Origin of the sequence: Tardiphaga robiniae, from assembly GCF_013359755.1 — a bacterium.
GTDB classification, from domain to species: domain Bacteria; phylum Pseudomonadota; class Alphaproteobacteria; order Rhizobiales; family Xanthobacteraceae; genus Tardiphaga; species Tardiphaga robiniae.
The window spans coordinates 317,966-338,502 of record NZ_JABMCJ010000092.1 but is presented as its reverse complement, the minus strand read 5'-3'; the positions used below and the strand labels follow the sequence as shown (position 1 = coordinate 338,502).

General features: G+C 62.9%; 17 protein-coding genes and 1 riboswitch. Of the genes, 12 read left to right on the top strand and 5 right to left on the bottom strand.

Annotated features, from left to right (window positions below):
- Positions 1-10 precede the first annotated feature (10 nt).
- Complete coding sequence (locus HP556_RS23565) at positions 11-1,300, top strand: flavin-dependent oxidoreductase (protein ID WP_175368739.1); 1,290 nt, start codon at positions 11-13, stop codon at positions 1,298-1,300.
- A gap of 43 nt (positions 1,301-1,343) precedes the next feature.
- Here HP556_RS23565 and mutY read toward each other — a convergent pair whose 3' ends face one another.
- On the bottom strand, positions 1,344-2,456 hold the full coding sequence (gene mutY, locus HP556_RS23560; protein WP_175368738.1) for an A/G-specific adenine glycosylase: 1,113 nt from the start codon (positions 2,454-2,456) through the stop codon (positions 1,344-1,346).
- 28 nt (positions 2,457-2,484) lie between these two features.
- Here mutY and HP556_RS23555 point away from each other — a divergent pair, with 28 nt between their 5' ends.
- From HP556_RS23555 to HP556_RS23515, 9 genes are all read left to right on the top strand, one after another.
- Positions 2,485-2,964, top strand: coding sequence for a DUF721 domain-containing protein (locus tag HP556_RS23555; RefSeq protein ID WP_175368855.1), 480 nt, complete (start codon positions 2,485-2,487; stop codon positions 2,962-2,964).
- A 105-nt stretch (positions 2,965-3,069) separates the two neighbouring features.
- Positions 3,070-3,726, top strand: coding sequence for a DsbA family protein (locus tag HP556_RS23550; RefSeq protein ID WP_120288407.1), 657 nt, complete (start codon positions 3,070-3,072; stop codon positions 3,724-3,726).
- A 62-nt stretch (positions 3,727-3,788) separates the two neighbouring features.
- A complete protein-coding gene (locus HP556_RS23545; protein ID WP_175368737.1) occupies positions 3,789-4,133 on the top strand; it encodes a DMT family transporter in 345 nt (114 codons plus the stop codon).
- 618 nt (positions 4,134-4,751) lie between these two features.
- Positions 4,752-5,003, top strand: a complete 252-nt coding sequence (locus HP556_RS23540; protein ID WP_120288406.1) for a hypothetical protein — start codon at positions 4,752-4,754, stop codon at positions 5,001-5,003.
- A gap of 618 nt (positions 5,004-5,621) precedes the next feature.
- Positions 5,622-6,500 (top strand): hypothetical protein, encoded by an 879-nt coding sequence (locus tag HP556_RS23535; protein ID WP_175368736.1) that lies wholly within the window; start codon positions 5,622-5,624, stop codon positions 6,498-6,500.
- 2 nt (positions 6,501-6,502) lie between these two features.
- Entirely contained in the window at positions 6,503-7,264 is a 762-nt protein-coding gene (locus tag HP556_RS23530; RefSeq protein WP_175368735.1) for a hypothetical protein, read from the top strand.
- 324 nt (positions 7,265-7,588) lie between these two features.
- Positions 7,589-11,053, top strand: coding sequence for a chromosome segregation protein SMC (gene smc, locus HP556_RS23525; RefSeq protein ID WP_175368734.1), 3,465 nt, complete (start codon positions 7,589-7,591; stop codon positions 11,051-11,053).
- Between the two features lie 185 nt (positions 11,054-11,238).
- A complete protein-coding gene (locus HP556_RS23520) occupies positions 11,239-12,231 on the top strand; it encodes a small ribosomal subunit Rsm22 family protein (RefSeq protein WP_175368733.1) in 993 nt (330 codons plus the stop codon).
- A gap of 67 nt (positions 12,232-12,298) precedes the next feature.
- On the top strand, positions 12,299-12,679 hold the full coding sequence (locus tag HP556_RS23515; RefSeq protein WP_093759564.1) for a COG4315 family predicted lipoprotein: 381 nt from the start codon (positions 12,299-12,301) through the stop codon (positions 12,677-12,679).
- Between the two features lie 278 nt (positions 12,680-12,957).
- Here HP556_RS23515 and HP556_RS23510 read toward each other — a convergent pair whose 3' ends face one another.
- Positions 12,958-15,843, bottom strand: coding sequence for an autotransporter family protein (locus HP556_RS23510; protein ID WP_175368732.1), 2,886 nt, complete (start codon positions 15,841-15,843; stop codon positions 12,958-12,960).
- 330 nt (positions 15,844-16,173) lie between these two features.
- Between HP556_RS23510 and HP556_RS23505 the strand changes: the two genes are divergently transcribed.
- On the top strand, positions 16,174-16,734 hold the full coding sequence (locus tag HP556_RS23505; RefSeq protein WP_175368731.1) for a LemA family protein: 561 nt from the start codon (positions 16,174-16,176) through the stop codon (positions 16,732-16,734).
- 26 nt (positions 16,735-16,760) lie between these two features.
- Positions 16,761-17,912, top strand: coding sequence for a M48 family metallopeptidase (locus HP556_RS23500; RefSeq protein ID WP_175368730.1), 1,152 nt, complete (start codon positions 16,761-16,763; stop codon positions 17,910-17,912).
- Between the two features lie 5 nt (positions 17,913-17,917).
- Here the strand turns inward: HP556_RS23500 and HP556_RS23495 are convergent, their stop codons facing one another.
- The 3 genes from HP556_RS23495 to HP556_RS23485 form a co-directional block, all read right to left on the bottom strand.
- Positions 17,918-18,550: a hypothetical protein gene (locus HP556_RS23495; protein WP_089262445.1), complete on the bottom strand. Its 633-nt coding sequence runs from the start codon at positions 18,548-18,550 to the stop codon at positions 17,918-17,920.
- Positions 18,551-18,661: 111 nt separating this feature from the next.
- A complete protein-coding gene (gene acuI / locus HP556_RS23490; protein ID WP_175368729.1) occupies positions 18,662-19,648 on the bottom strand; it encodes an acrylyl-CoA reductase (NADPH) in 987 nt (328 codons plus the stop codon).
- Positions 19,649-19,788: 140 nt separating this feature from the next.
- The gene (locus tag HP556_RS23485) at positions 19,789-20,298 is read right to left on the bottom strand and encodes a 6,7-dimethyl-8-ribityllumazine synthase (RefSeq protein WP_175368728.1); all 510 of its coding nucleotides are present in this window, start codon (positions 20,296-20,298) and stop codon (positions 19,789-19,791) included.
- 80 nt (positions 20,299-20,378) lie between these two features.
- A riboswitch (FMN riboswitch) is annotated at positions 20,379-20,531 on the bottom strand.
- Between the last annotated feature and the right edge of the window lie 6 nt (positions 20,532-20,537).

The following is a 20,537-nucleotide window of genomic DNA, read 5'->3' as shown; positions in this document are numbered from 1 at the left end:
GCAACAAAAAATGACCGTTCTCATTGCGGGCGGCGGAATTGGCGGACTGACGCTCGCGCTCAGCCTGCACCAGATCGGCGTGCCATGCCGCGTGTTTGAAAGCGTGCCGGCGCTCAGGCCGCTCGGCGTCGGCATCAATGTGCTGCCGCATGCGGTGCGCGAGCTGATCGAGCTCGGCCTGCACGACCAGCTCGACGCGTCCGGCGTGCGCACCCGCGAACTCGCCTTCTTCTCCAAGCACGGCAAGCCGATCTGGAGCGAACCGCGCGGCATCGAGGCCGGCTACAAATGGCCGCAGTTCTCGATCCATCGTGGCAGGCTACAGCAGATCCTGCTCGACACCGCCATCGAACGCCTTGGCGCCGACAACATCCTCACCAGCCATCACCTGAGCGGCTGGACGGAAACGCCGGACGGCGTCCGCGCCGACTTCATCGACAAGGCCACCGGCAAATCCGCTGGCAGCTATGACGGCACGCTGTTGATCGCCGCCGATGGCATCCATTCGGTCATCCGGCAGAAGCTCTATCCGCAGGAAGGCGCGCCGCTCTGGAACGGCCGCATTCTGTGGCGCGGTATCACCAAGGGCGATGCGTTCCTGACTGGCCGCACCATGATCATGGCCGGCCACGAGATCCTGAAATTCGTCTGCTACCCGATCTCGCAGGAGCCGGATGCCAACGGAAAGTACGACATCAACTGGGTGGCCGAACGGCACATGCCGCCGACCTATGAGTGGCGCCGTGAGGATTACAACCGCGCGGCGCGGCTCGAGGAATTCCTGCCCTGGTTCAAGGACTGGCGCTTCGACTGGCTCGACGTGCCCGGCCTGATCAGCAATTGCCCGCACGCCTATGAATATCCGCTGGTCGACCGCGATCCGGTCGATCGCTGGACCTTCGGCCGCGTCACGCTGATGGGAGACGCCGCGCATCCGATGTATCCGATCGGCTCCAATGGCGCGTCGCAGGCCATCCTCGATGCGCGCGTACTGACGCGTGAAATTCTCGCCAAAGGTGAAGTGCCGGCTGCACTTGAAGCCTATGAGGCCGAACGACGCCCCGCGACCACTGACCTTGTGATGTTGAACCGCCGCAACGGACCGGAACAGGTCATGCAGATCGTCGAGGAGCGCGCGCCTGAGGGATTCGATGTCGTCACCGACGTGCTGTCGCAGCAGGAACTGGAAGACATCGCCGCCAACTATAAGCGCGTCGCCGGTTTTCAGGTTGAAGGGCTCAACGCGAAGCCGCCGATCGTGACGCTGCCGCAATCGTCGCAACTTTCCAGCGCGGGTTGATGCAACTCGCGCCGGCGCGCATTCAAGCGTCTGGACTCAAACTTCAATCGAGCCCGTGCGCGATGACCTTGCGCATGACGTTCGGCAAGGCTTCGTCGTCCAATGTTGCGATCGGGACCCAGCGCATCCCCTCCGGGGGGCGGGTGCGGGGCGGCACATGCGCCGTATAGACGGCGAGCTCCAGCGGGAAGTGTGTGAAGATATGGGTGACCGCGCCGGTTTTGCGATGCCATGCCGTGAGATTTTTTAAGGTTGGCGCCTGCTTCAAGGCGTCCTTGTCGTCGTGACCGGCGAGCCACTCCGATGACGGCACTTCGGTCATGTTTCCCAGCAGGCCCTTTTCCGGGCGGGTGCGCACCAGGAGTTCGTTGCCGCGCGTGACCACGAAAGCCGCACCACGCCGCAGTATGCCGGCCTTCTTCGGCGCCTTGCGCGGAAACGTCTCCTGATCGCCGCGGGTCTTTGCTGCGCAATCGTCATTGATCGGGCACAGCGCACAGGCGGGTTTTTTGGGCGTGCAGATGGTGGAGCCGAGATCCATCAGCGCCTGGGCGCTGTCGCCCGCCCGCGTCGGACCGAGCAATGTCGCAGCCAGCGCCACAATCACCGGCTTGGATTTCGGCAGCGGTTCTTCCACCGCATAGAGCCGCGACGTGACGCGCTCGATATTGCCATCTACCGGCATGCATTGGCGGCCGAAGGCAATCGCGGCGATGGCTGACGCCGTATAGGGCCCGATGCCCGGCAGCGCGCGCAACCCGTCCTCGGTATCCGGGAAGACGCCGCCATGATCGCGCAGCACGGTGACGGCGCAGGCATGGAGATTGCGCGCGCGGGAGTAATAGCCGAGCCCCGCCCACATCCGCAGCACGTCGTCCTGCGAGGCGCTGCCGAGATCGCTCACGGTAGGCCAGCGCGCCAGGAACTTGGCGAAATACGGCCCCACCGCCTGAACCGTCGTCTGTTGCAGCATGATTTCCGACAGCCAGACGCGGTAGGGATCGATGCCCTCGCCGGGCAATGGCCGCCACGGCAACCTGCGGCGATGCTTGTCATACCAGGCGAGCAGTTGGGCCGGACGCTTGGCGGCGGCGCTTTCCCCGCTATCCCGTGCGGAAGGTTTCTTTCGTCGGGTGGCGGCGGCTGATAGACTCATGCCGACCATGTATCCAAAACGCCCGACCATGAACAAGCCCGGCTATATCTCGGCGAAACCGCTCTCCGTCCTGCTCGGCGGGGTGTTTGCCGATGCCTATGCCAAACAGGGCTTTGCTTCGCGCGAGCTGGTGACACGCTGGGCCGAAATCGCCGGCCAGCAGGTGGCGAATTTCTCGGAGCCCTTGAAGATCCAGTGGCCGCGGCCGGTGGAAGGCCAGCCGCAGGAGCCGGCGACGCTCATCCTGCGCGTCGAGGGCCCGATGGCGCTGGAGATCCAGCATTCGTCGGATGCGATCCTGCAGCGGGTGAATCGCTTTTTCGGCTGGAATGCGGTCGGCAAGATCGCGCTGCGCCAGGCGCCGCTGTCACGGCCGCAGCCTCGCCGCACCGTGAAGCCGCCGGATGCCAAGGCCATCGCCCAGTTTGCGGAAACGCTGCCCGAGGTCGAGGACGACGCCTTGCGCGAGGCGCTGGCGCGGCTCGGCGCCTCGATCAAGCGAAGTTGAGGCTTTCCAGCTCGCCCGGAACCGGCGCGTGCTTGCCACATTTGTGGTTTCAAGTTAGCGAAGCGAACCTTGTCCCGGCGTCCGCCGCCGCTTTGGAGCATTCCTTTGATCATCACGCGCCGTGACTTCACCGCCGCCATTGCCCTCACCGGCGCCGCAGCAGCCATCGGCCTGTCGCCGCTGCAGCTGATCTCCGAGGCATTCGCGCAGAACGCCGTCGACGTCGCCAAGCCGGTGTCGCTGCCCGACATGGCGCTCGGCCCGAAGGATGCCGCCGTCACCGTCACCGAATATGCCTCGATGACCTGCCCGCATTGCGCGGCCTTCACCGAGCAGGTGTTCCCGAAGATCAAGGAAGCCTTCATCGACACCAACAAGATCCGCTTCGTGTTTCGCGAATTCCCGCTCGACATCAAGGCCGCCGCCGGCTCGATGCTGGCGCGCTGCATCGCCAAGGAAGACTCGGGCAAGTACTTCGCCGTCATCGACATGCTGTTCAAGCAGCAGAACGACTGGGTGATGAAGGACACCGCCGCGACCCTGACCCGCATCGGCAAGCAGGCCGGCCTCAGCCAGCAGGCCGTGGAAGAATGCCTGAAGGACCAGGCGCTGCTCGACAAGATCGCCGCTGACCAGAAATACGCCAATGAAGTGCTGAAGGTGAACTCGACACCGACCTTCTTCATCAATGGCGAAATGCTGAAGGGCGAGCAGTCGTTCGAGGAATTCTCCAAGAAGATCACCCCGCTGCTGAAGAGCTGAGGTTTTCTTGTCCCTCCCCCGTTTTCGCGCGGGGAGGGATTCCTGAACGCCCGAGCCCTTTCATGACCCCGACCTTCCTCAACTACGCCGCCCTTGGCTGCGCCATCGTGCTGGAGACCGTCGGCACGGCGCTGCTGGCGCAGTCGCAGCAGTTCACGAAGCTCTGGCCGACGTTCGGCATGGCCGTCTGCTACATCCTGTCGCTCTATTTCCTGTCCCATGCGCTGAAAGTGATGCCGGTCGGCATCGCCTATGCGATCTGGAGCGGGCTCGGCATCGTGCTGATTTCGGCGGTGAGCTATTTTGCATTCCGGCAGGCGCTCGATCTCGCCGCCATTATCGGCATCGGCTTCATCCTGACCGGCGTGGTCATCGTCAACGCGTTCTCGGCCAGCGCATCGCATTAGCGCGCTGCCGCGCCATCGTGTTCTCTGATTCTTCGCTTCAAACAGCCAAGCTCTCGCAGTCTCGCGGCGCTTGCGCGTCCGAGGTGTGAGCAATCCCCCCTCCTGAAACATGAGGGGTCGCGGCGCGCCATCAGGCGCAAAGGGTGGTGTGTGTCGCGATCCGCTCCACCGGAACGCCGGCAAGCTGCAACCGCGCAACGCCTTGAGGGCGCGCCACCGCGACGTCTTTTTAGCTTCGGGACCGTTCTTCCGGGTAAAGGGCAGAGCTCCGCACTCCGCTTATCCCGACGATTTCGCGCCGTTCACCAATACCACGTCCAGCCAGCATGAGTGGCAGAGCCCCGTAGTGGGCCCGGACGGTGACCCCAAGCCTCCCGAGTGTGCGGGGTACGTCACCCCACACCCGCAGGCGCCGCATCCTGTCCCACCTCAAGACGCCTCATGAAGCGCCCCTCGCGAACCGGATAAGATTTGATTATAATCTTATAGGAAAATTGTCAAGTGTCCGCCAGGCATTTTTTCGATGCCGGATGCAACTGAAGCCGCGCTCATGCGTTCATGTAGTTCACCCAAAAGAATAGTTCAGTTCCCCTCGTCCAACCTGATGAGACTTGCCCCATGCCGACACGCGCCAGCCACCTGCCGCATTATGTCGAGCGCACCGCGCTTCAGAAATTGCGCGATACGCCGGGCCTGCTTGCGCCGCATTTGATGCCTGCCGGGCCGAAGACCCTGTCCAAGATGGTCGCCAAGACCTGGATCGCGCTCCAGGCCGGCTCGCTGGTGCGCTATTGCATCACGCCCGAAGGCGAAGCCGCGCTGAAGGCCAAAATTCCGATGCCGCGCAGCGCAGAGACTCACGCTCGCTGACACCCTGCGGCTGGCACCCTGCGGTAGCAGCCCTGCGGTAGCAGTCCGGCGACAGCCGCGCCCACGCGCCTCCCAGATCTTAACGGATGACGCGCCCCCGGATTAACCCTGATTCCAGGTGTAAACGCGCATTAAGGAACGCTTAAGCGCCATCTCCGCATTCTCATCCCATTAGCGTGAGGGCGTATCATGTTTGAAAATTTCATCTGCGAGATCATCGGCCTGGCATTTCTCGGCCTCTGCATCGCCGTGCTCGGCGCGCCGCAGCAGCGTCGTCCGAATGGATATGCGCGGGACGTGTAACGACCGGCCAAAACACCAAGCCCCTCACACAACGCGCTGACGACACACGAGCATGGGCGAACGCTCGCCGCACCATTGCCCGTCGTCTGATCGATCAAGCCGCAGCCGACTTCGTCTCGACATCCAGAGCCCAGGTCACTCCGAACCGATCCTTGAGCATTCCGTACAGCGACGACCGGCCTGCCGGCCCGAGTGGCTACACGATCGTCGCGCCGTCCGACGTGAATCCAGCAGCACCGGCAGTTGGATGAAGCCTCCCTTAGAGGGCACTCTCGCGCGTCGAGTCCCTTGATCTCTCGCTAAGGTTGCGATGAGATGCCTGAAGCGGGGGATAACGTGACGATTTTGGATTACGCACAAGCGATCTGGCACCAAACGCCTGGCGCGGTAAAAACTTTTCTTACGGCCGCGATTGGCGCTCTTTTTGGTGCTTGGGTGACGAGCAGATCCCAGAAGAAAAAGGAAATCGTAGCCGAGTTGCGCGCACTGCGCGCCGCGCAAGCGCTATGCTTTGCAGTGGTCAACAAAGCCCTCGCCATAAAGAGCCAGCACGTCCGATCCCTGAAAGAGAACTTCGACTCTGTTTTTGCCGCGTTCACCGACTATCAGCGAAATCCACAAGGCACGTTCAACGCAAATTTAGATTTGCAAACTCTGTCACAAACTACTTTTGCAACTCCTGCTTTGGAGAAAACACTCTTCGAAAAATGCTTCTTAGGCGGAAGGAGTATCGCCACTGTAGTTGCGCTTTGTGAATCCGCGGATGACCTCAAGAGAACGATTGATCTGAGGAACGAGCTGACAAAGGAATTTCGCGGAAAGGCGCCGACTGGCCACTTAGAAAAACTCTCCTTCTACTTGGGACTTCCAAGCGGCGGCGGGCAAGATACTCGCTGGAAGGATTGCGTTCACGCCCTATACGCTCAAACGGACGATTGTATATTTTTTGGTCGACAGCTCGGCGACCGCATAATCGAGGCCGAGCATGCGCTACGAGCAAATTATCGCTGGCGATACCGCCTACCAGGTAAAAAAATCGGGCCACCCAATTGGGATATAGCAAAAAAAGCCGGACTCATCCCGCCCGACAGTAATTATAGGGACTGGGTGAAGGGTTTCAAAAAGGAACTCACTGCCACCGAACGCATAAAAGCACGCTTAACTTCCTTATTTTACCGAGTATGGGCAGAGTAGAAATGTCCGAGTTGCTCGATACTTCGATCAAGGAGCGGCTGTGGCACAAGATGCGGGCCTACCTGACTAAGTTCGTCCCCGAAATCGCAAACAATCGGCTGCTGATGTGCTGCGCTTGCGGACGCTTTTTGCCGCAAGATGATTTCGATCTGGAGCACGTCATCCCGCAACAGGCACTGCGTGAAGACCCCCTGGAGGTGAGGAATGATCCTGCAACACCGCGCAATGTTCGTGCGCGCAACATCCTCTTGTGCAGGAAACCTCTGCTCTACAAGAATTCGCCGCTGCACGGCAGCGGGTGCAATAGTTGGAAAGGTAAGCACTTCGACGGTCCGATTGCTGATATCTTGTCGGGCCGCGCCGTCACTAAGAGCGAAGACAAGCGACTATATAACACGCACATCATCGGAGGTCTGATACTCGGGTATCTCGCAATGGTCGAGGAGTTTGGGTACATCACTACTTTGATGAAGAGCGGGCTTCTCTTGCGCGAACAATTCTTCAATCCGCATCGCTTTCATCGCAATCTCGGCTCTCGCTACCAAATACTGCTTAGCGGAGCGCCCGCGACCACCGTTGATGATCCTACTTGGAGCAAGCCATTTACGTTTAAGCTCGAGCACGATGCCTGCTATGTCACTGCACGAAATTTCGTCATAACGCTCCCGATCTCGCGGGACCCCCTCGCACCAATCGCGCACCACCTGAAATTTGCGCCCTCGCGATACAAAATGAGACCAGACTTTGGCACGTCTTTAACTTAGCGGGTCGCCCAACCAGCATTTTCTTCGCATCGCCAAATCTGGCACATCCACGCTGGGCGGAAATAGACACATTCATAGGGGCACGATCCTGGAGCCCTGCAAAACAAGCCCTTTTTCTCTCCCTCCCCCACCTATCCCCCGCAAAACCCTTGGGAAAAGCGGGGTTCCGCGGTTGCGCAGCTGCCCTCGTCTCGCCATTGTCCGAGCCAATGAGAGCCGCGACCAGCGAGTCTCCGTCCGCGCGGCAGCTGCATTTATGCTATTGTTCGTGCTGGGGGATTCGCGATTCTCGGGGCTGTTCGGCTAACCTAGAGTACCGTATCCATGAAACTCACGCGCCTGCGCCTGCACGGATTCAAGTCGTTCGTCGAACCGACCGACTTCATGATCGAGCCCGGTCTGACCGGCGTCGTCGGCCCGAACGGCTGCGGCAAGTCCAATCTGGTGGAAGCGCTGCGCTGGGCGATGGGCGAAACCTCGCACAAGTCGCTGCGCGCCGCCGACATGGACGCGGTGATCTTCGCCGGCTCCGGCAACCGCGCCTCGCGCAACCACGCCGAAGTGGTGATGACGATCGACAATACCGATCGCACGGCGCCGGCCATGGTCAATGACGCCGAAATTCTCGAAATCTCCCGCCGCATCGAGCGCGAAGCCGGGTCGCAATACCGCATCAACGGCCGCGACGTGCGCGCCCGCGACGTGCAGATCCTGTTTGCCGACGCCGCCACCGGCGCGCGTTCGCCCGCCCTCGTCCACCAGGGCAAGATCGGCGAAATCATCCAGGCGAAGCCCGAGCAGCGCCGCCGCGTGCTGGAAGACGCCGCCGGCGTCGCCGGCCTGCATGCGCGCCGCCACGAGGCCGAGCTGCGCCTCAAGGCCGCCGAAACCAACCTCACCCGCGTCGAGGACGTGATCGGTCAGCTCTCCGGCCAGATGGAAGGCCTGAAGAAGCAGGCCCGCCAGGCGATCCGCTACCGCGAAGTCGCCGGCAAGGTGCGCAAGGCCGAGGCCATGCTGTTCCACCTGCGCTGGCTGCAGGCGCATCAGGACAATGCCGAAGCCGCAACCCTGCACGACCAGTATGTCCGCGATCTCGCCGAACGCACCCGCGAACAGGGCGAGGCCGCGCGCATCCAGGCGATCCGCGCCAGTGAATTGCCCGCGCTGCGCGAGGCCGAAGCCGCCGCCGCGGCCGGTCTGCAGCGCCTGACCAATGCCCGCGACATGCTCGACCGCGAGGAAGAGCGCGCCAAGGAGCGCGCCGCCGAGCTCGACCGTCGCCTGACCCAGTTCGAGAGCGACGTCGCGCGCGAGATGAAGCAGTCGGAAGACGCTGAATTCGCGCTGCTCCGTCTCGACGAAGAAGACGCGATGCTCAAGGAAGAGATCATGCAGCGCGTCGAGCTGCGTGGCGGCGTCGATGACCGCGTCTCCGAGGCCGAAGCCGTGCTGGCCGCCGCCGAGCGCACCTTCACCGAACTCACCACCGCGCATGCGGACATGACCGCCAAGCGCAACCAGCTGCAGTCCAACGTGCGCAGCCAGGCCGATCGCCTCGCGCGTCTGGGCCAGGAAATCGCCAGCGTCGAGGCCGAGATCGAGGCACTGACGGCGCAAACGTCAGGCTTCGGCGACCTGGACGAACTCGCAGCCCTGATGGAGACCTCGCAGGAAATCCTGCTGCAGGCCGAAGGCGCCGTGGCCGACAACGAGGCCGCCCATATCGCGGCCCGGCAGACGCTGGAAGCCTCACGCGCGCCGCTGAACGACGCCGACAGGAAGGTGCAGCGGCTCGAGACCGAAGCCCGCACGATCTCAAAGATCCTCAACGGCGAAACCAAGAACCTGTGGCCGCCGATCATCGATGGCGTCAGCGTCACCAAGGGCTATGAAAAGGCGCTCGGCGCCGTGCTCGGCGACGATCTCGACGCGCCGGTCGATCCCTCGGCGCCGATGCGCTGGACCAATGCCGGCGATCACGCCAACGATCCGGCGCTGCCTGCGGGCGTGGAATCGCTGGCCTCGCATGTGAATGCGCCGGCCGAACTCGCACGCCGCCTGAAGCAGATCGGCGTCGTCACCAAGGATCAGGGCGCAGCCCTCGTCTCGCAGTTGCAGACCGGCCAGCGGCTGGTGTCGCTGGAAGGCGACGTCTGGCGCTGGGACGGTTTCGTTGCCGGTGCGCATGCGCCGACGGGTGCTGCCCGTCGTCTCGCCGAGCGCGCACGCCTGACCGATATCGAAGCCGATCTGGAAAACGCCAAGATCGACGCCATTGCCAAGCGCGAAGCGCTGGAAAGCGCCGAGCAGGCGCTGAAGGCTGCGGCCTCGGCTGAAGGCGCATCGCGCGACGCGCTGCGCAATGCCCGCCGCGACGTCGACCAGGCCCGCGAGCGCCATGCCAATGCCGAACGCGAGATCAACCGCCATGCGGCCCGCCGCGCGACGCTGACCGAAGCGCAGTCGCGCCTGTCGAACGATCGCATGGAAGCCGAAGCGGCGCATGAGAGCGCGCACGCCGCACTGGAATATCTGCCGGAGAGCTCCGACGCCGAGGCGCAGCTTGCGACCGTGCGCGGCGAGATCGAAGGCCACCGCCGCGGCGCCGCTCAGGTGCGCGCCGAAGCGCAGGCGCTGGCCCGCGAGGCCGAACTGGCCGACCGCCGCCTGCAGGCGATCATCGCCGAGCGCACCGACTGGGCGAACCGCAAGACCTCCGCGGCCTCGCAGATCGAGACGGTTGCCGCGCGCGTCGCCGAAGTGACCCGCGAACGCGCCGAACTCGAAGACGCCCCGGCGCTCTATCTGCAGAAGCGCCGCGCGCTGATCTCGGAAGTCGAGAGCGCCGAACAGGCCCGCCAGCTCGCCGCCAACGCACTCGCCTCGGCCGAAAACGCCATGCGCGAGACCGACCGCGATGCCCGCGGCTCGCTGGAAGCGCTCTCGGCCGCGCGCGAAGCTTGCGCCCGCACCGAGGAGCGCATGGAAAGCGGCAAGCGCCGCCTGGAGGACATCGAGCGCGAAATCCGCGACATGCTCGAAGTCGAGCCGGAAGGCGTCGCGGCGCTGGCCGAAGTCCGCCAGGACGACACGCTGCCGCCGCTCGCCGACATCGAAGCCGATCTGGAAAAGCTGCGCCGCGATCGCGAGCGTCTCGGCGCCGTCAACCTGCGCGCCGAGGAAGAGCTCAACGAAGTCGAAGGCACGCACAACGGCCTCGCCACCGAGCGCGACGACCTCGTCGAAGCCATCAAGAAGCTGCGCACCGGCATCCAGAGCCTGAACAAGGAAGCCCGCGAACGGCTGATGACCTCGTTCGACATCGTCAACGGCCACTTCAAGCGCATGTTCGTCGAACTGTTCGGCGGCGGCGAAGCCGAGCTGAAGCTGATCGAGAGTGACGATCCGCTCGAAGCAGGTCTCGAAATCGTCGCCAAGCCGCCCGGCAAGAAGCCGCAGACCCTGTCGCTGCTGTCAGGTGGTGAGCAGGCCCTGACCGCACTGGCGCTGATCTTCGCGGTGTTCCTCACCAACCCGTCGCCGATCTGCGTGCTGGACGAAGTCGACGCGCCGCTCGACGACCACAACGTGGAGCGCTTCTGCAGCCTGCTGCATGAAATGTGCGCCTCGACCGAAACGCGCTTCATCACCATCACGCACAACCCGATCACCATGGCGCGCATGCACCGCCTGTACGGCGTGACGATGGCGGAGCGCGGCGTGTCGCAGCTGGTCTCGGTGGATCTCGAAAACGCGGTGAAGATCCTCGATCAAGAAGTAGCGTAACTCTTCCTTGCCCTCCCCCCGCGCGAAGCCAAGCTTCGCCAGGTGGGGAGGGTCGGCCGAACGAAGTGGAGGCCGGGGTGGGGGTGCCCCACGCGCCGCTGAGTATGTGGCACCCCCACCCGACCGCGCTACGCGCGGCCACCCTCCCCGCAAGGGGGAGGGATAAGAAAGGGCGCGCTTAAGTTATGACCGCACCCGATCTCCCCGCCGAACTCACCGCGGCCCTCAACGCCCGCCTGCACGGCTTCTCGCGCAACGACGCGGCTGCGCGCTCCGATGCAATCTCGCAGACCTATCGCTCTGGCGGCGGCTCCACGACCATCCGCAACGAGAGTGACGCGCTGGCCTATGCGCTCGCCCGCATGCCGGCGACCTATGCGGCGGTCATCGCCAGCCTCAATGCGCTGCAGGAGACACGACCGGACTTCGCACCGACCACGCTACTCGATTGCGGCGCCGGGCCGGGAACGGCGACATGGGCCTGCGCCGAAGCCTTCGCGTCGCTCAATGCGTTCACGCTGCTCGATGCCAATCCCGCTCTGCGCACGCTTGCGCTCGGTTTGGCGCAGGACAGCCACCGCATCCCCGCGATGAACTACACGCTCGGCGACGCTGCCGCGACAATCGCCAATGCCCCATCCGCCGATCTCGTCATCGCGAGCTATGTCATCAATGAGCTCAACGATCTCGCGCGAACAAAACTCGTCGCGGCGATGTGGGCGAAGACCAATGATACATTGCTAATCGTCGAGCCCGGCACACCGTCGGGCTATCAACGCATTCTCGATGCGCGTGCGCAGCTCATCAAGAACGGCGCGCATGTGATCGCGCCCTGCCCTCATGACGATGCATGTCCGCTGGTGAAACCGGACTGGTGCCACTTCAGCCAGCGGCTGCAGCGCTCCCGTGTGCATAAACAACTCAAATCTGCAGAACTTCCCTATGAGGACGAGAAATTTATTTACGTCGCGCTGTCGCGTACGCCTGTCGCACAGCGGCCATCGCGCGTGCTCGCGCAGCCGGTGACGACGAAGATCGCAATCACGGCAAAACTCTGCACAAATGTAGGCGTTATCGCCGCAAACGCACCACGCCGCGACAAGGCGAAGTATGCAAAGTTCCGCAAGCTCGACTGGGGCGATGCGGTTTTCGATTCACCGACATCATCCGCGGAATAATTCTCTACGGCGGGCGTTTGTTCTCCTGACGCGACTGCGTCGCCCAATCATCAGGAGTAACGCTGCAATGACCAAATCATTCGCCGCCCTCGCGGCTCTGACTCTCATGCTCGCCTCAAGCGCCGCCTCGGCTCAGATGCTGAAGACCGCCGACACCGCCAAGGGAAAGACCTTCGTCGATGCCAAGGGCATGACGCTCTACACCTTCGACAAGGACGCCGGTGGCAAGTCGATGTGCAACGGTCCCTGCGCCGAAAACTGGCCACCACTGTTCGCGGTGGACGATGCCAAGCCGAGTGCCGACATGACCATCGTCGTGCGCGACGACGGCAAGAAGATGTGGGCCTATAAAGGCAAGCCGCTCTACACCTTCAAGAAGGACACCGCCGCCGGCGACACCAATGGCGACGGATTTTTGAACGGTGCGTGGCATATGGCGAAGCCGTAAGCGGCTTCTGCGCTGGAACGACCCGCTGGTCGCGAGATTGCGGCTAGCTCACTGCAAGGCCCCTCACCCGACCGGCTTCGCTGCGCTTCGCCAGTCGACCTCTCCCCGCAAAGAGCGGGGCGAGGTTAAGGAAGGTGGCGCCGTGCTTACCTCTCCCCGCTCTGCGCGGGGAGAGGTCGACATGCGCGCGTAGCGCGGATGTCGGGTGAGGGGCATGGCACCGCCCTCACCTACATTCGGTATTTGCGAATCTCGTTTTTCCTGCGGATAGCCCGCTCTCAGAACGAATGCCGGATGCGGCCCATCACCTGATGCGCGACGGCGTCGTTGCTGCCGACGATCGCATCATAGTTCACCGACAGCACCGTGAGCGGCGCAAGCTTGCCGGACAGACCGGCACCGATCACGCCGCGATCGCGCAATGCGCTGCCGGTCGCGGTGATGAACGAGCCCGGCAGTGTCGTATCGGCGAAGCTCGCATTGATGCCGCGCACGCCATCGCTGAATTCATGCAGCCAGGCCAGCCGCAATTCCGGCGTCAGCACGCCGCCATTCAGCGCGTAGTCATAGGCGAAGCGTGCGCCGACGCTGGAGCGCAGCGATTCCGAACTGTCCGAGCCGACCACCAGCGCGGCAGCGCCGCCGCGCTCTGCGAAGCCATCGGTCATCACCCGCGTATATTGCAGGCCGATCTCCGGCGTGACGACCCAGCCGCTGACGCGCAGGTCGGTGCCAACCGTGCCACGGATCGCATAGTGATCGCCGCTGAAGGCCGCGGTGTTCGCCGTGCCGACCGCCACGCGCGTGGTGTCGTAATCGCTGAAGCCATAGAGGCCCATGGCGGTCGCGAACCAGCCGGGCGCCTGATAGGTGCCATAGCCGCCGATGGTACCGGTCGAGATCTTGGTGTGGCTGCCGACATTATCGATATCGCCGCGGGTCAGCGCATAGCCACCGAACACGCCGGCGACGATGCTGTCCGTGATGCGCCGGTCGTAGCCGGCGAGCACGTTGACCGTGTTCGACTTGAAGCCCGGCGCGTCAGTGCGTGCGCCTTCGCGGGCGAAGCTCGCGCCCGACGTGATGAACAGGCCCTGTTCGGCAGCGACGGCGACTGGACGCAGACCGGGCAGAGCCTTGGTCACCGGCGCATAGGCCATCGCATCGGCGGCATTAGCGCCCCAGCCGGCATCGGCCAGCGCAGAACTCGCGCTGCCAGGGAATCCCGTCACCGCGGCCAGCGCACGATCGGCACTGAAATTCTTGTCGAACATGCCGCCATCGAACATCGCCAGCGCATTGCCGACACCGGACATGTCGGTGCCGAGGCCGCCGAGGCGGTTCTGCGTCAGGTGTTGGCCGACCAGCGAGGTTGTCTGGAACGCGTCATTCATAGTCATGCGGCCGAGGCCCTGATAGGCCGCGGGCGTGAGCTGCGCCAGCGCCGCGCCGACATCTGCCGAGCTGGCAACGCTGTCGAGCAGATTGACCACCGAACTGCTGGTGGCGTTGGCCGGCAGATTGTCGAACAGCGACGCGACGCCCAGCGAGCCCGCGCTGGCAAAGGACGCGAACGAAGACGACGCTCCGGTGATCACCTCGAACGACGTATAGAGTGTACCGCCGATATTCACGGTCTGACCGGCCTGCAGTGCGGCGCGCTTGGCGTCGGTGAGGCCCGCCTTGTTGTAGTTCAGCGTATCCGTACCAACGCCGCCATCGACCAGACCGACGATGCGCGAGCCCTTCATGATGTTAACGGTGTCGTTGCCGCCTTCCATGTTCACGGCGCGGCCATTGTTGCCGATGATCGTACCGTAATTGGTCAGCACGTCGTTGCCTTCGCCCATCTGGATCGCGGAACCATCGCCGCGGATGAAGCGGGCGGAGCCGGCAGCATAGGTCACACCGTTCAGTGTACCGTTGGCAGGATCGGGCGTACCGGTATCGGTCAGAACCGTAGCGTTCGGGTTCGGGATTGCGCCGTTGCCGATGATCGTTCCATAGTTCGTAATCGTATCGTTGTCCGCTGCGGTGCCAAGCTTGTTCTCCATGCGGATCGCATAGCTCTTCTGGCCAACGATGGTTCCGTAGTTGGTCAACGTGGTTGCGGCGAGGCCGCTACGGTTGAGATTGCCGTCGTTATTCACGACGATGCCAGCATCGGCACCGGAGATCGTTCCATAGTTGAGAATCGTTCCGCCACCGATGGAGAGACCTTCGCTCGCGTTGGCGAGGCCATTTTTGTAACCGGCAGCGCCCGTCCCCTCGATAATCCCATAATTAGTTACGCTAGCAATGTTATCGACATCGACGCCATCGCCGTCACCAACGCCGCTGCCATCATAAGCGCCGGTGATGCGGCCATAGTTCACTACGGTGCCCGCGCCGTCGGATCCCACGCCGGATCCGTTGCGGCCGATGATTGTCGCTCCGACCTCATTGGTAACTTTCACATCGACATCGGTGGTGATACCGTGGCGTAGGCCAGAGATGATGCCACCGGTCTTGTTGATTACAGTGCCGGAATGACCCTGCCAGTCGATGCCGTCATTGCTGGCACCGACTACTCCTTCCGAATAGATCAAACCGTAGTTTGTCACCACCGCGCCCTGCCCGGGACGGATCGCGTCATTGGCTGTGCTCTTGATCACGCCGGTCGCATAGTTGACGATGTTCACCGTCGCCGTCGTCGAGGAGATGGCATCAAAATCGAGCGCCTGACCGCCGTTCGAAAGGATTGTGCCGTAGTTATAGACGTTGACCGTGCCGTTTCCGATATCATTGCCGATCTGGAAAGCGTCGTTGCCAATGCCCGTGATCGTACCACCCGCACGATTCCACAGAGTCAGATTACGCGGCGTTCCGGAGCCAGATGTGCCGATAGCGCGCGTGGTACCAGTGATCGTGCCAGAATTATCGATGGTCACGCCGGGTGCAGGTGAAGGAAGAGGGCCGGTCACACCCCATGTAATTGCGGTTGCTCCGGTCAGCAGGCCACCGGCCTCCACGGTTCCAGTTTCCGTACCGTTTAGCGTTTTGGACGCGTCGCTCGCACCGTTTGCCACCGTGAACGATGCCGCCTCCGCTGCCATCGGCGCGAACAGCGCCGCCACAACAACGCCCATCGCAAGCCGGCTCGCGCCGTTACGCCATTCCAACATCACAGTTCATTCCCCAGCCCAAAGGTTAGGATTTCATTAGGTTCTGCGGATGACGGTTGGATGACGGATAGCGCACCGGCGCTAACCCGCAGGCGTTCTGCTGACGTCTCCTACCCACTGATGCAACATCGCAACGGTGCAGACCGATAACATCTCCTTTCAAAGTTGTAGCAGAGGGGTACACATGACAGGGCGCGATGGAGGAGCGCCCTTGAACGTATTCCACCCTCGCGCCGACCAATCCGTGCCGCGACATGCCTGCGGCCCCTGCTCTGTGGCCGCATGATCGGCTAGGCTTTGGGTTTGATGGTTTCTTTTGGGGGTTCTTACATGTCGACCGGCTGGATCGTTCTTGGCGTCATCGTTGTCTTGATTGTCCTGGCATTTGCTGCCTATAACCGGCTGGTGGCGCTGAGCCAGCGGGTCAACCAGTCCTTTGCCGATATCGACGTGCAGCTCAAGCAGCGCCACGACCTGATCCCGAACCTGATCGAGACCGTAAAGGGCTATGCGGCGCATGAGCGCGGCACGCTGGACGACGTCGTCAAGGCGCGCAATTCGGCGATGAATGCACAAGGCCCGGCGCAGGTCGGCGCCGCGGAAAACCAGCTCTCCGGCGCGCTCGGCCGGCTGATCGCATTGTCCGAGGCCTATCCGGACCTCAAGGCCAATGCGAACTTCCAGCAGCTGCAGACCGAGCTCTCGGACATCGAGAACAAGATCGCCGCGTCGCGCCGGTTCTTCAACAATGCCGTGTCCGAATACAACACCGGCATCCAGCAGATGCCCGCGGCTCTGTTCGCCGGCACCTTCGGCTTCCATTCGAAGGAGTTCTTCGACCTCGGCGAGACCCGCAAGGAGGTCGAAGCCGTGCCGCAGGTCAAGTTCTGATCACGGCCTGAACCGAGCAGCGCATCATGGCCGCCTATGGTCTCTATACGCATATCGCCTCGAACAAGACGCGTTCGATGCTGCTGCTCGCAGGGCTGTTCCTGCTGATTTACGTCATGGTGTTCGCCGGCGCCCTGATAGGCGAGGTGGCCGTTAACAGCAATGGCTCGGTTGCGTATTATATCAACGCCGCAACGCGCGACCTGATCAAGGCGCTTCCTTTCGCCACCATCGGCGCGGTGCTGTGGATCGTCATCGCCTATTTCGGGCATCAAAAGATGATCGACAGCATCACCGGCAGCGAAAGCGTGACGCGGCAGGAGCAGCCGCGGCTCTATAACCTACTTGAAAACCTCTGCATCTCGCGCGGCATTCCGATGCCGAAGCTCAAGGTGATGGACTCTGATGCGCTGAACGCCTTCGCCACCGGCCTCAACCCCCGGCAATATTCCGTCACGGTCACGACGGGCCTCCTGCGCGCGCTCAACGATGACGAGATGGAAGCAGTGCTCGGCCACGAGCTGACGCATATCCGCAATGGCGACGTGCAGCTGATGGTAGTCGCCGTCATCATCGCCGGCGTGGTCGGCTTTGCGGCTGAACTGTTCTTCCGGATATTCATCAATTCCGGCTTCCGCTTCGGCGGCAGCCGATCGTCGCGATCGTCTTCCTCGTCTGACAGCAACAGCAAGGGCTCCGGCGGCGGCGCTATCATCGTCATCATCATCGCCGTGGCACTGATCGCGCTGGCCTGGGCGCTGTCGCTGGTGGTGCGCTTTGCACTGTCGCGCTCGCGCGAATTACTGGCCGATGCGGGTTCGGTGGAGCTGACCAAGAATCCCGACGCCATGATCTCGGCACTGCGCAAGATCGAGAATCGCGGCGAACTGCCCGGCGCGACTTCGGCCGTCATGGAGATGTGCATCGACAATCCCCGCGAGGGTTTTGCCGACCTGTTCGCGACGCATCCGTCGGTGGATTCGCGGGTCGCGGCACTGGTGAAATTCGCCGGAGGACACGATCCCGGCCGGATGGCACTGCCATCCGATACGGACGCGCCCGGAGAGGCCGACGACACGTCGCCGCTGCCGCCGCGCTCCGGCCCATGGACCGACAAGACTGCGCCTACCAGCAGCGCGCAGGAGCCGCTACGGGGACCCTGGGGTCGCCACGCCTAGCTTGCTTAGTTGGTGGATTTGCGCAGCTCGAGCGCTTCGGTCTTTTCCGGCTCCGGCGTCTTGGCAATTTCCTTGGCCGGCTCGGACTTGATCGATCCGACGGCGTCGATCTTGCTGCTCTCGACGCGCGGGGTCGAGACGCGGGTCACCGTATTGTCGGCACCGGCAGAGGCGTCGGCCGAACGGGTCGTCGACGGCGCGCGCAGCGAGCGCGGGGCCGACAGCGAGCGGGCCATCAGCATCTGGCCACGGCCGCCCTGGTGACGGAAATCGCAATAAGCGAAGCCCATGCCGGAGACCGAGCCACGGAAGCTGCGCTCGTCATTCTTGTTGAGATTGAAGCACGGCTCGAACGGGATGCCCTTGATCGAGGCGCAAATCGCTTCGCCGCGGACCTGCAGCGTATTGCCCGGCAGGCGCATGTTGCGCGCAGGACCGGAGCCCGAAAACTGGACAGCGCCCGCCGCACCGCCGTCGTCGAACACGCGGCCTGCGCCGCGGGTACCGTCGAAACAGGTAAAGGCAAAGACCTTGCCGGCGACGAACTTGCGGGCCTCTTCGGCCGTCATCGACCCAGCCAGCGCGGGGGTCGCCACCGTGGCGGCAAGCACCGCTCCCAACACATAACGCGCAACCATAGGATACTCCGAACAACCGAGCGCGGATGACCGCCTGATGTCTTTACCCGCTGCTTACCATACCAACCGTGGCAACAATGGAGCAGGTTGGTTGGTAAAGTCTGAACGTCGTTAGCCGATCTTTACCACGATTCGCCCGCGGACCTGCCCGGCCAGAACCTTGGCGCCGGCGTCGATCACTTGGTCCAGCGGAATTTCCTGAGTAATTTCAGCGAGTTTTGTGTGATCCAGATCCGTCGCCAGCCGCGCCCAGGCCTGCTGTCGCAGCTCGATTGGGCACATGACAGAATCGATGCCGAGAAGACACACGCCGCGTAAAATGAAGGGTGCAACCGAAGATGGCAGGTCCATGCCGGCCGCGAGACCGCAGGCGGCGATGGCGCCGCGATACTTCGTCATCGACAGGAGATTCGCCAGGGTGGTCGAACCGACGCTGTCGATGCCGCCGGCCCAGCGCTCCTTGGCCAGCGGCTTGGCCGGTCCGGACAGCTCGTTGCGGTCGATGATCTCGCTGGCGCCGAGGCCCTTGAGATAGCCCTCCTCCGAGGTCCGGCCGGTCGAGGCGATGACCTGGTAACCGAGCTTCGACAGGACGGCGATCGCCACCGAACCGACGCCGCCGGCTGCACCCGTCACGACGATCGGGCCATCGGCGGGCTTCAGCCCATGCTTCTCCAGTGCCAGTACGCTCAGCATTGCGGTGTAGCCGGCGGTACCGACCGCCATGGCGTCGCGGGTGGTCATGCCGTCCGGCAGCCGAACCAGCCAGTCCCCCTTCACGCGGGTCTTTTCGGCATAGGCACCAAGATGGGTTTCTCCCATGCCCCAGCCATTGCCGATCACCTTGTCGCCGGGCTTCCAGTTCGGATTGGACGAGGCTTCCACCGTGCCTGCGAAATCGATGCCGGCGATCATCGGAAAGCGGCGCACCACCGGTGCCTTGCCGGTGACGGCGAGGCCGTCCTTGTAATTCACCGTGGACCATTCGACCCGCACGGTGACGTCGCCGTCCATCAATTCGGATTCGTCGAACTGCGTCAGCGCAACCGTGGTGCCTTTGTCAGCCTTGTCGATGCGGACAGCCTTGAACGTTCCCAACACGCCACTCCCGAGTTTTTGCTTGTGATTTCCGTTGCCGAATTATGCCGCGCCGTTGCGGGAAACGCCACCCGCGCCAGCCGGGCAGGAGCTCTGCAGCCCTGCCCGGCCATAGCGGCATAACGCGGCGATGGTGGCGATCAGGCGGCCAGTTGCCGGGTCGCCGCGATATTGGCGACGGTCGCTGCACAGGCCGTCGCCGCCTCGGTGCCCTTCACGACGAAATGCTCGCGGAAGAACCTGACGTGTTCGGCATGTTCGTGGAAATGCTGCGGCGTCAGCACCGCCGAGATCACCGGCACTTCGCTGTCGAGCTGCACCCGCATCAACCCGTTGATCACAGCGTCAGAGACGAATTCATGGCGATAGATTCCGCCATCGACGATGAGCCCGGTGGCAACGATCGCCACATAGCGGCCGGTGCGCGCCAGCAATTTGGCCTGCAGCGGAATTTCGAAGGCGCCGGGCACCTCGAAGACATCGATCTGACTGTCAGGCACACCATGCCGTGCAAGTTCGGCGACAAAACCGACATGGCATTGATCGACGATATCCTTGTGCCAGCACGACTGGATGAAGGCGATCCGCCCGGTCGATGGTGCAAGATTTACGGAAGTGGAAGTTTTGAAGTTCATCACAGGCTGATTCATGGATGCTCTCGCGGTTTGAGACCAGAATCAGGACGTACGGTCACACGCCGAGCATCCGCCAAGGCGGACTCCCTGCGCATACCCGTTCTCTTTCATCCGGACTATGACCGTCGGCTCCGGCATCGCACCGGATCTGCTGACCCCGACGGTGTAACCCGTCAGGCGCTCGCGGGCTCCCGAGCTTGCGCCCGATTACCGCCGGTGGGGATTTTCACCCCGCCCTGAGAACGAAGGCCGCC

Bases quoted from the DNA above. Each gene is read 5' to 3' on its own strand.
- HP556_RS23505 (WP_175368731.1), top strand. From the start codon at position 16,174: ATGTCGACCGGCTGGATCGTTCTTGGCGTCATCGTTGTCTTGATTGTC.
- HP556_RS23530 (WP_175368735.1), top strand. From the start codon at position 6,503: ATGTCCGAGTTGCTCGATACTTCGATCAAGGAGCGGCTGTGGCACAAG.
- HP556_RS23515 (WP_093759564.1), top strand. From the start codon at position 12,299: ATGACCAAATCATTCGCCGCCCTCGCGGCTCTGACTCTCATGCTCGCC.
- HP556_RS23565 (WP_175368739.1), top strand. From the start codon at position 11: ATGACCGTTCTCATTGCGGGCGGCGGAATTGGCGGACTGACGCTCGCG.
- HP556_RS23535 (WP_175368736.1), top strand. From the start codon at position 5,622: ATGCCTGAAGCGGGGGATAACGTGACGATTTTGGATTACGCACAAGCG.
- HP556_RS23510 (WP_175368732.1), bottom strand. From the start codon at position 15,843: ATGTTGGAATGGCGTAACGGCGCGAGCCGGCTTGCGATGGGCGTTGTT.
- HP556_RS23520 (WP_175368733.1), top strand. From the start codon at position 11,239: ATGACCGCACCCGATCTCCCCGCCGAACTCACCGCGGCCCTCAACGCC.
- HP556_RS23555 (WP_175368855.1), top strand. From the start codon at position 2,485: ATGAACAAGCCCGGCTATATCTCGGCGAAACCGCTCTCCGTCCTGCTC.
- HP556_RS23485 (WP_175368728.1), bottom strand. From the start codon at position 20,298: ATGAATCAGCCTGTGATGAACTTCAAAACTTCCACTTCCGTAAATCTT.
- smc (WP_175368734.1), top strand. From the start codon at position 7,589: ATGAAACTCACGCGCCTGCGCCTGCACGGATTCAAGTCGTTCGTCGAA.
- HP556_RS23545 (WP_175368737.1), top strand. From the start codon at position 3,789: ATGACCCCGACCTTCCTCAACTACGCCGCCCTTGGCTGCGCCATCGTG.
- HP556_RS23500 (WP_175368730.1), top strand. From the start codon at position 16,761: ATGGCCGCCTATGGTCTCTATACGCATATCGCCTCGAACAAGACGCGT.
- HP556_RS23540 (WP_120288406.1), top strand. From the start codon at position 4,752: ATGCCGACACGCGCCAGCCACCTGCCGCATTATGTCGAGCGCACCGCG.
- mutY (WP_175368738.1), bottom strand. From the start codon at position 2,456: ATGAGTCTATCAGCCGCCGCCACCCGACGAAAGAAACCTTCCGCACGG.
- HP556_RS23495 (WP_089262445.1), bottom strand. From the start codon at position 18,550: ATGGTTGCGCGTTATGTGTTGGGAGCGGTGCTTGCCGCCACGGTGGCG.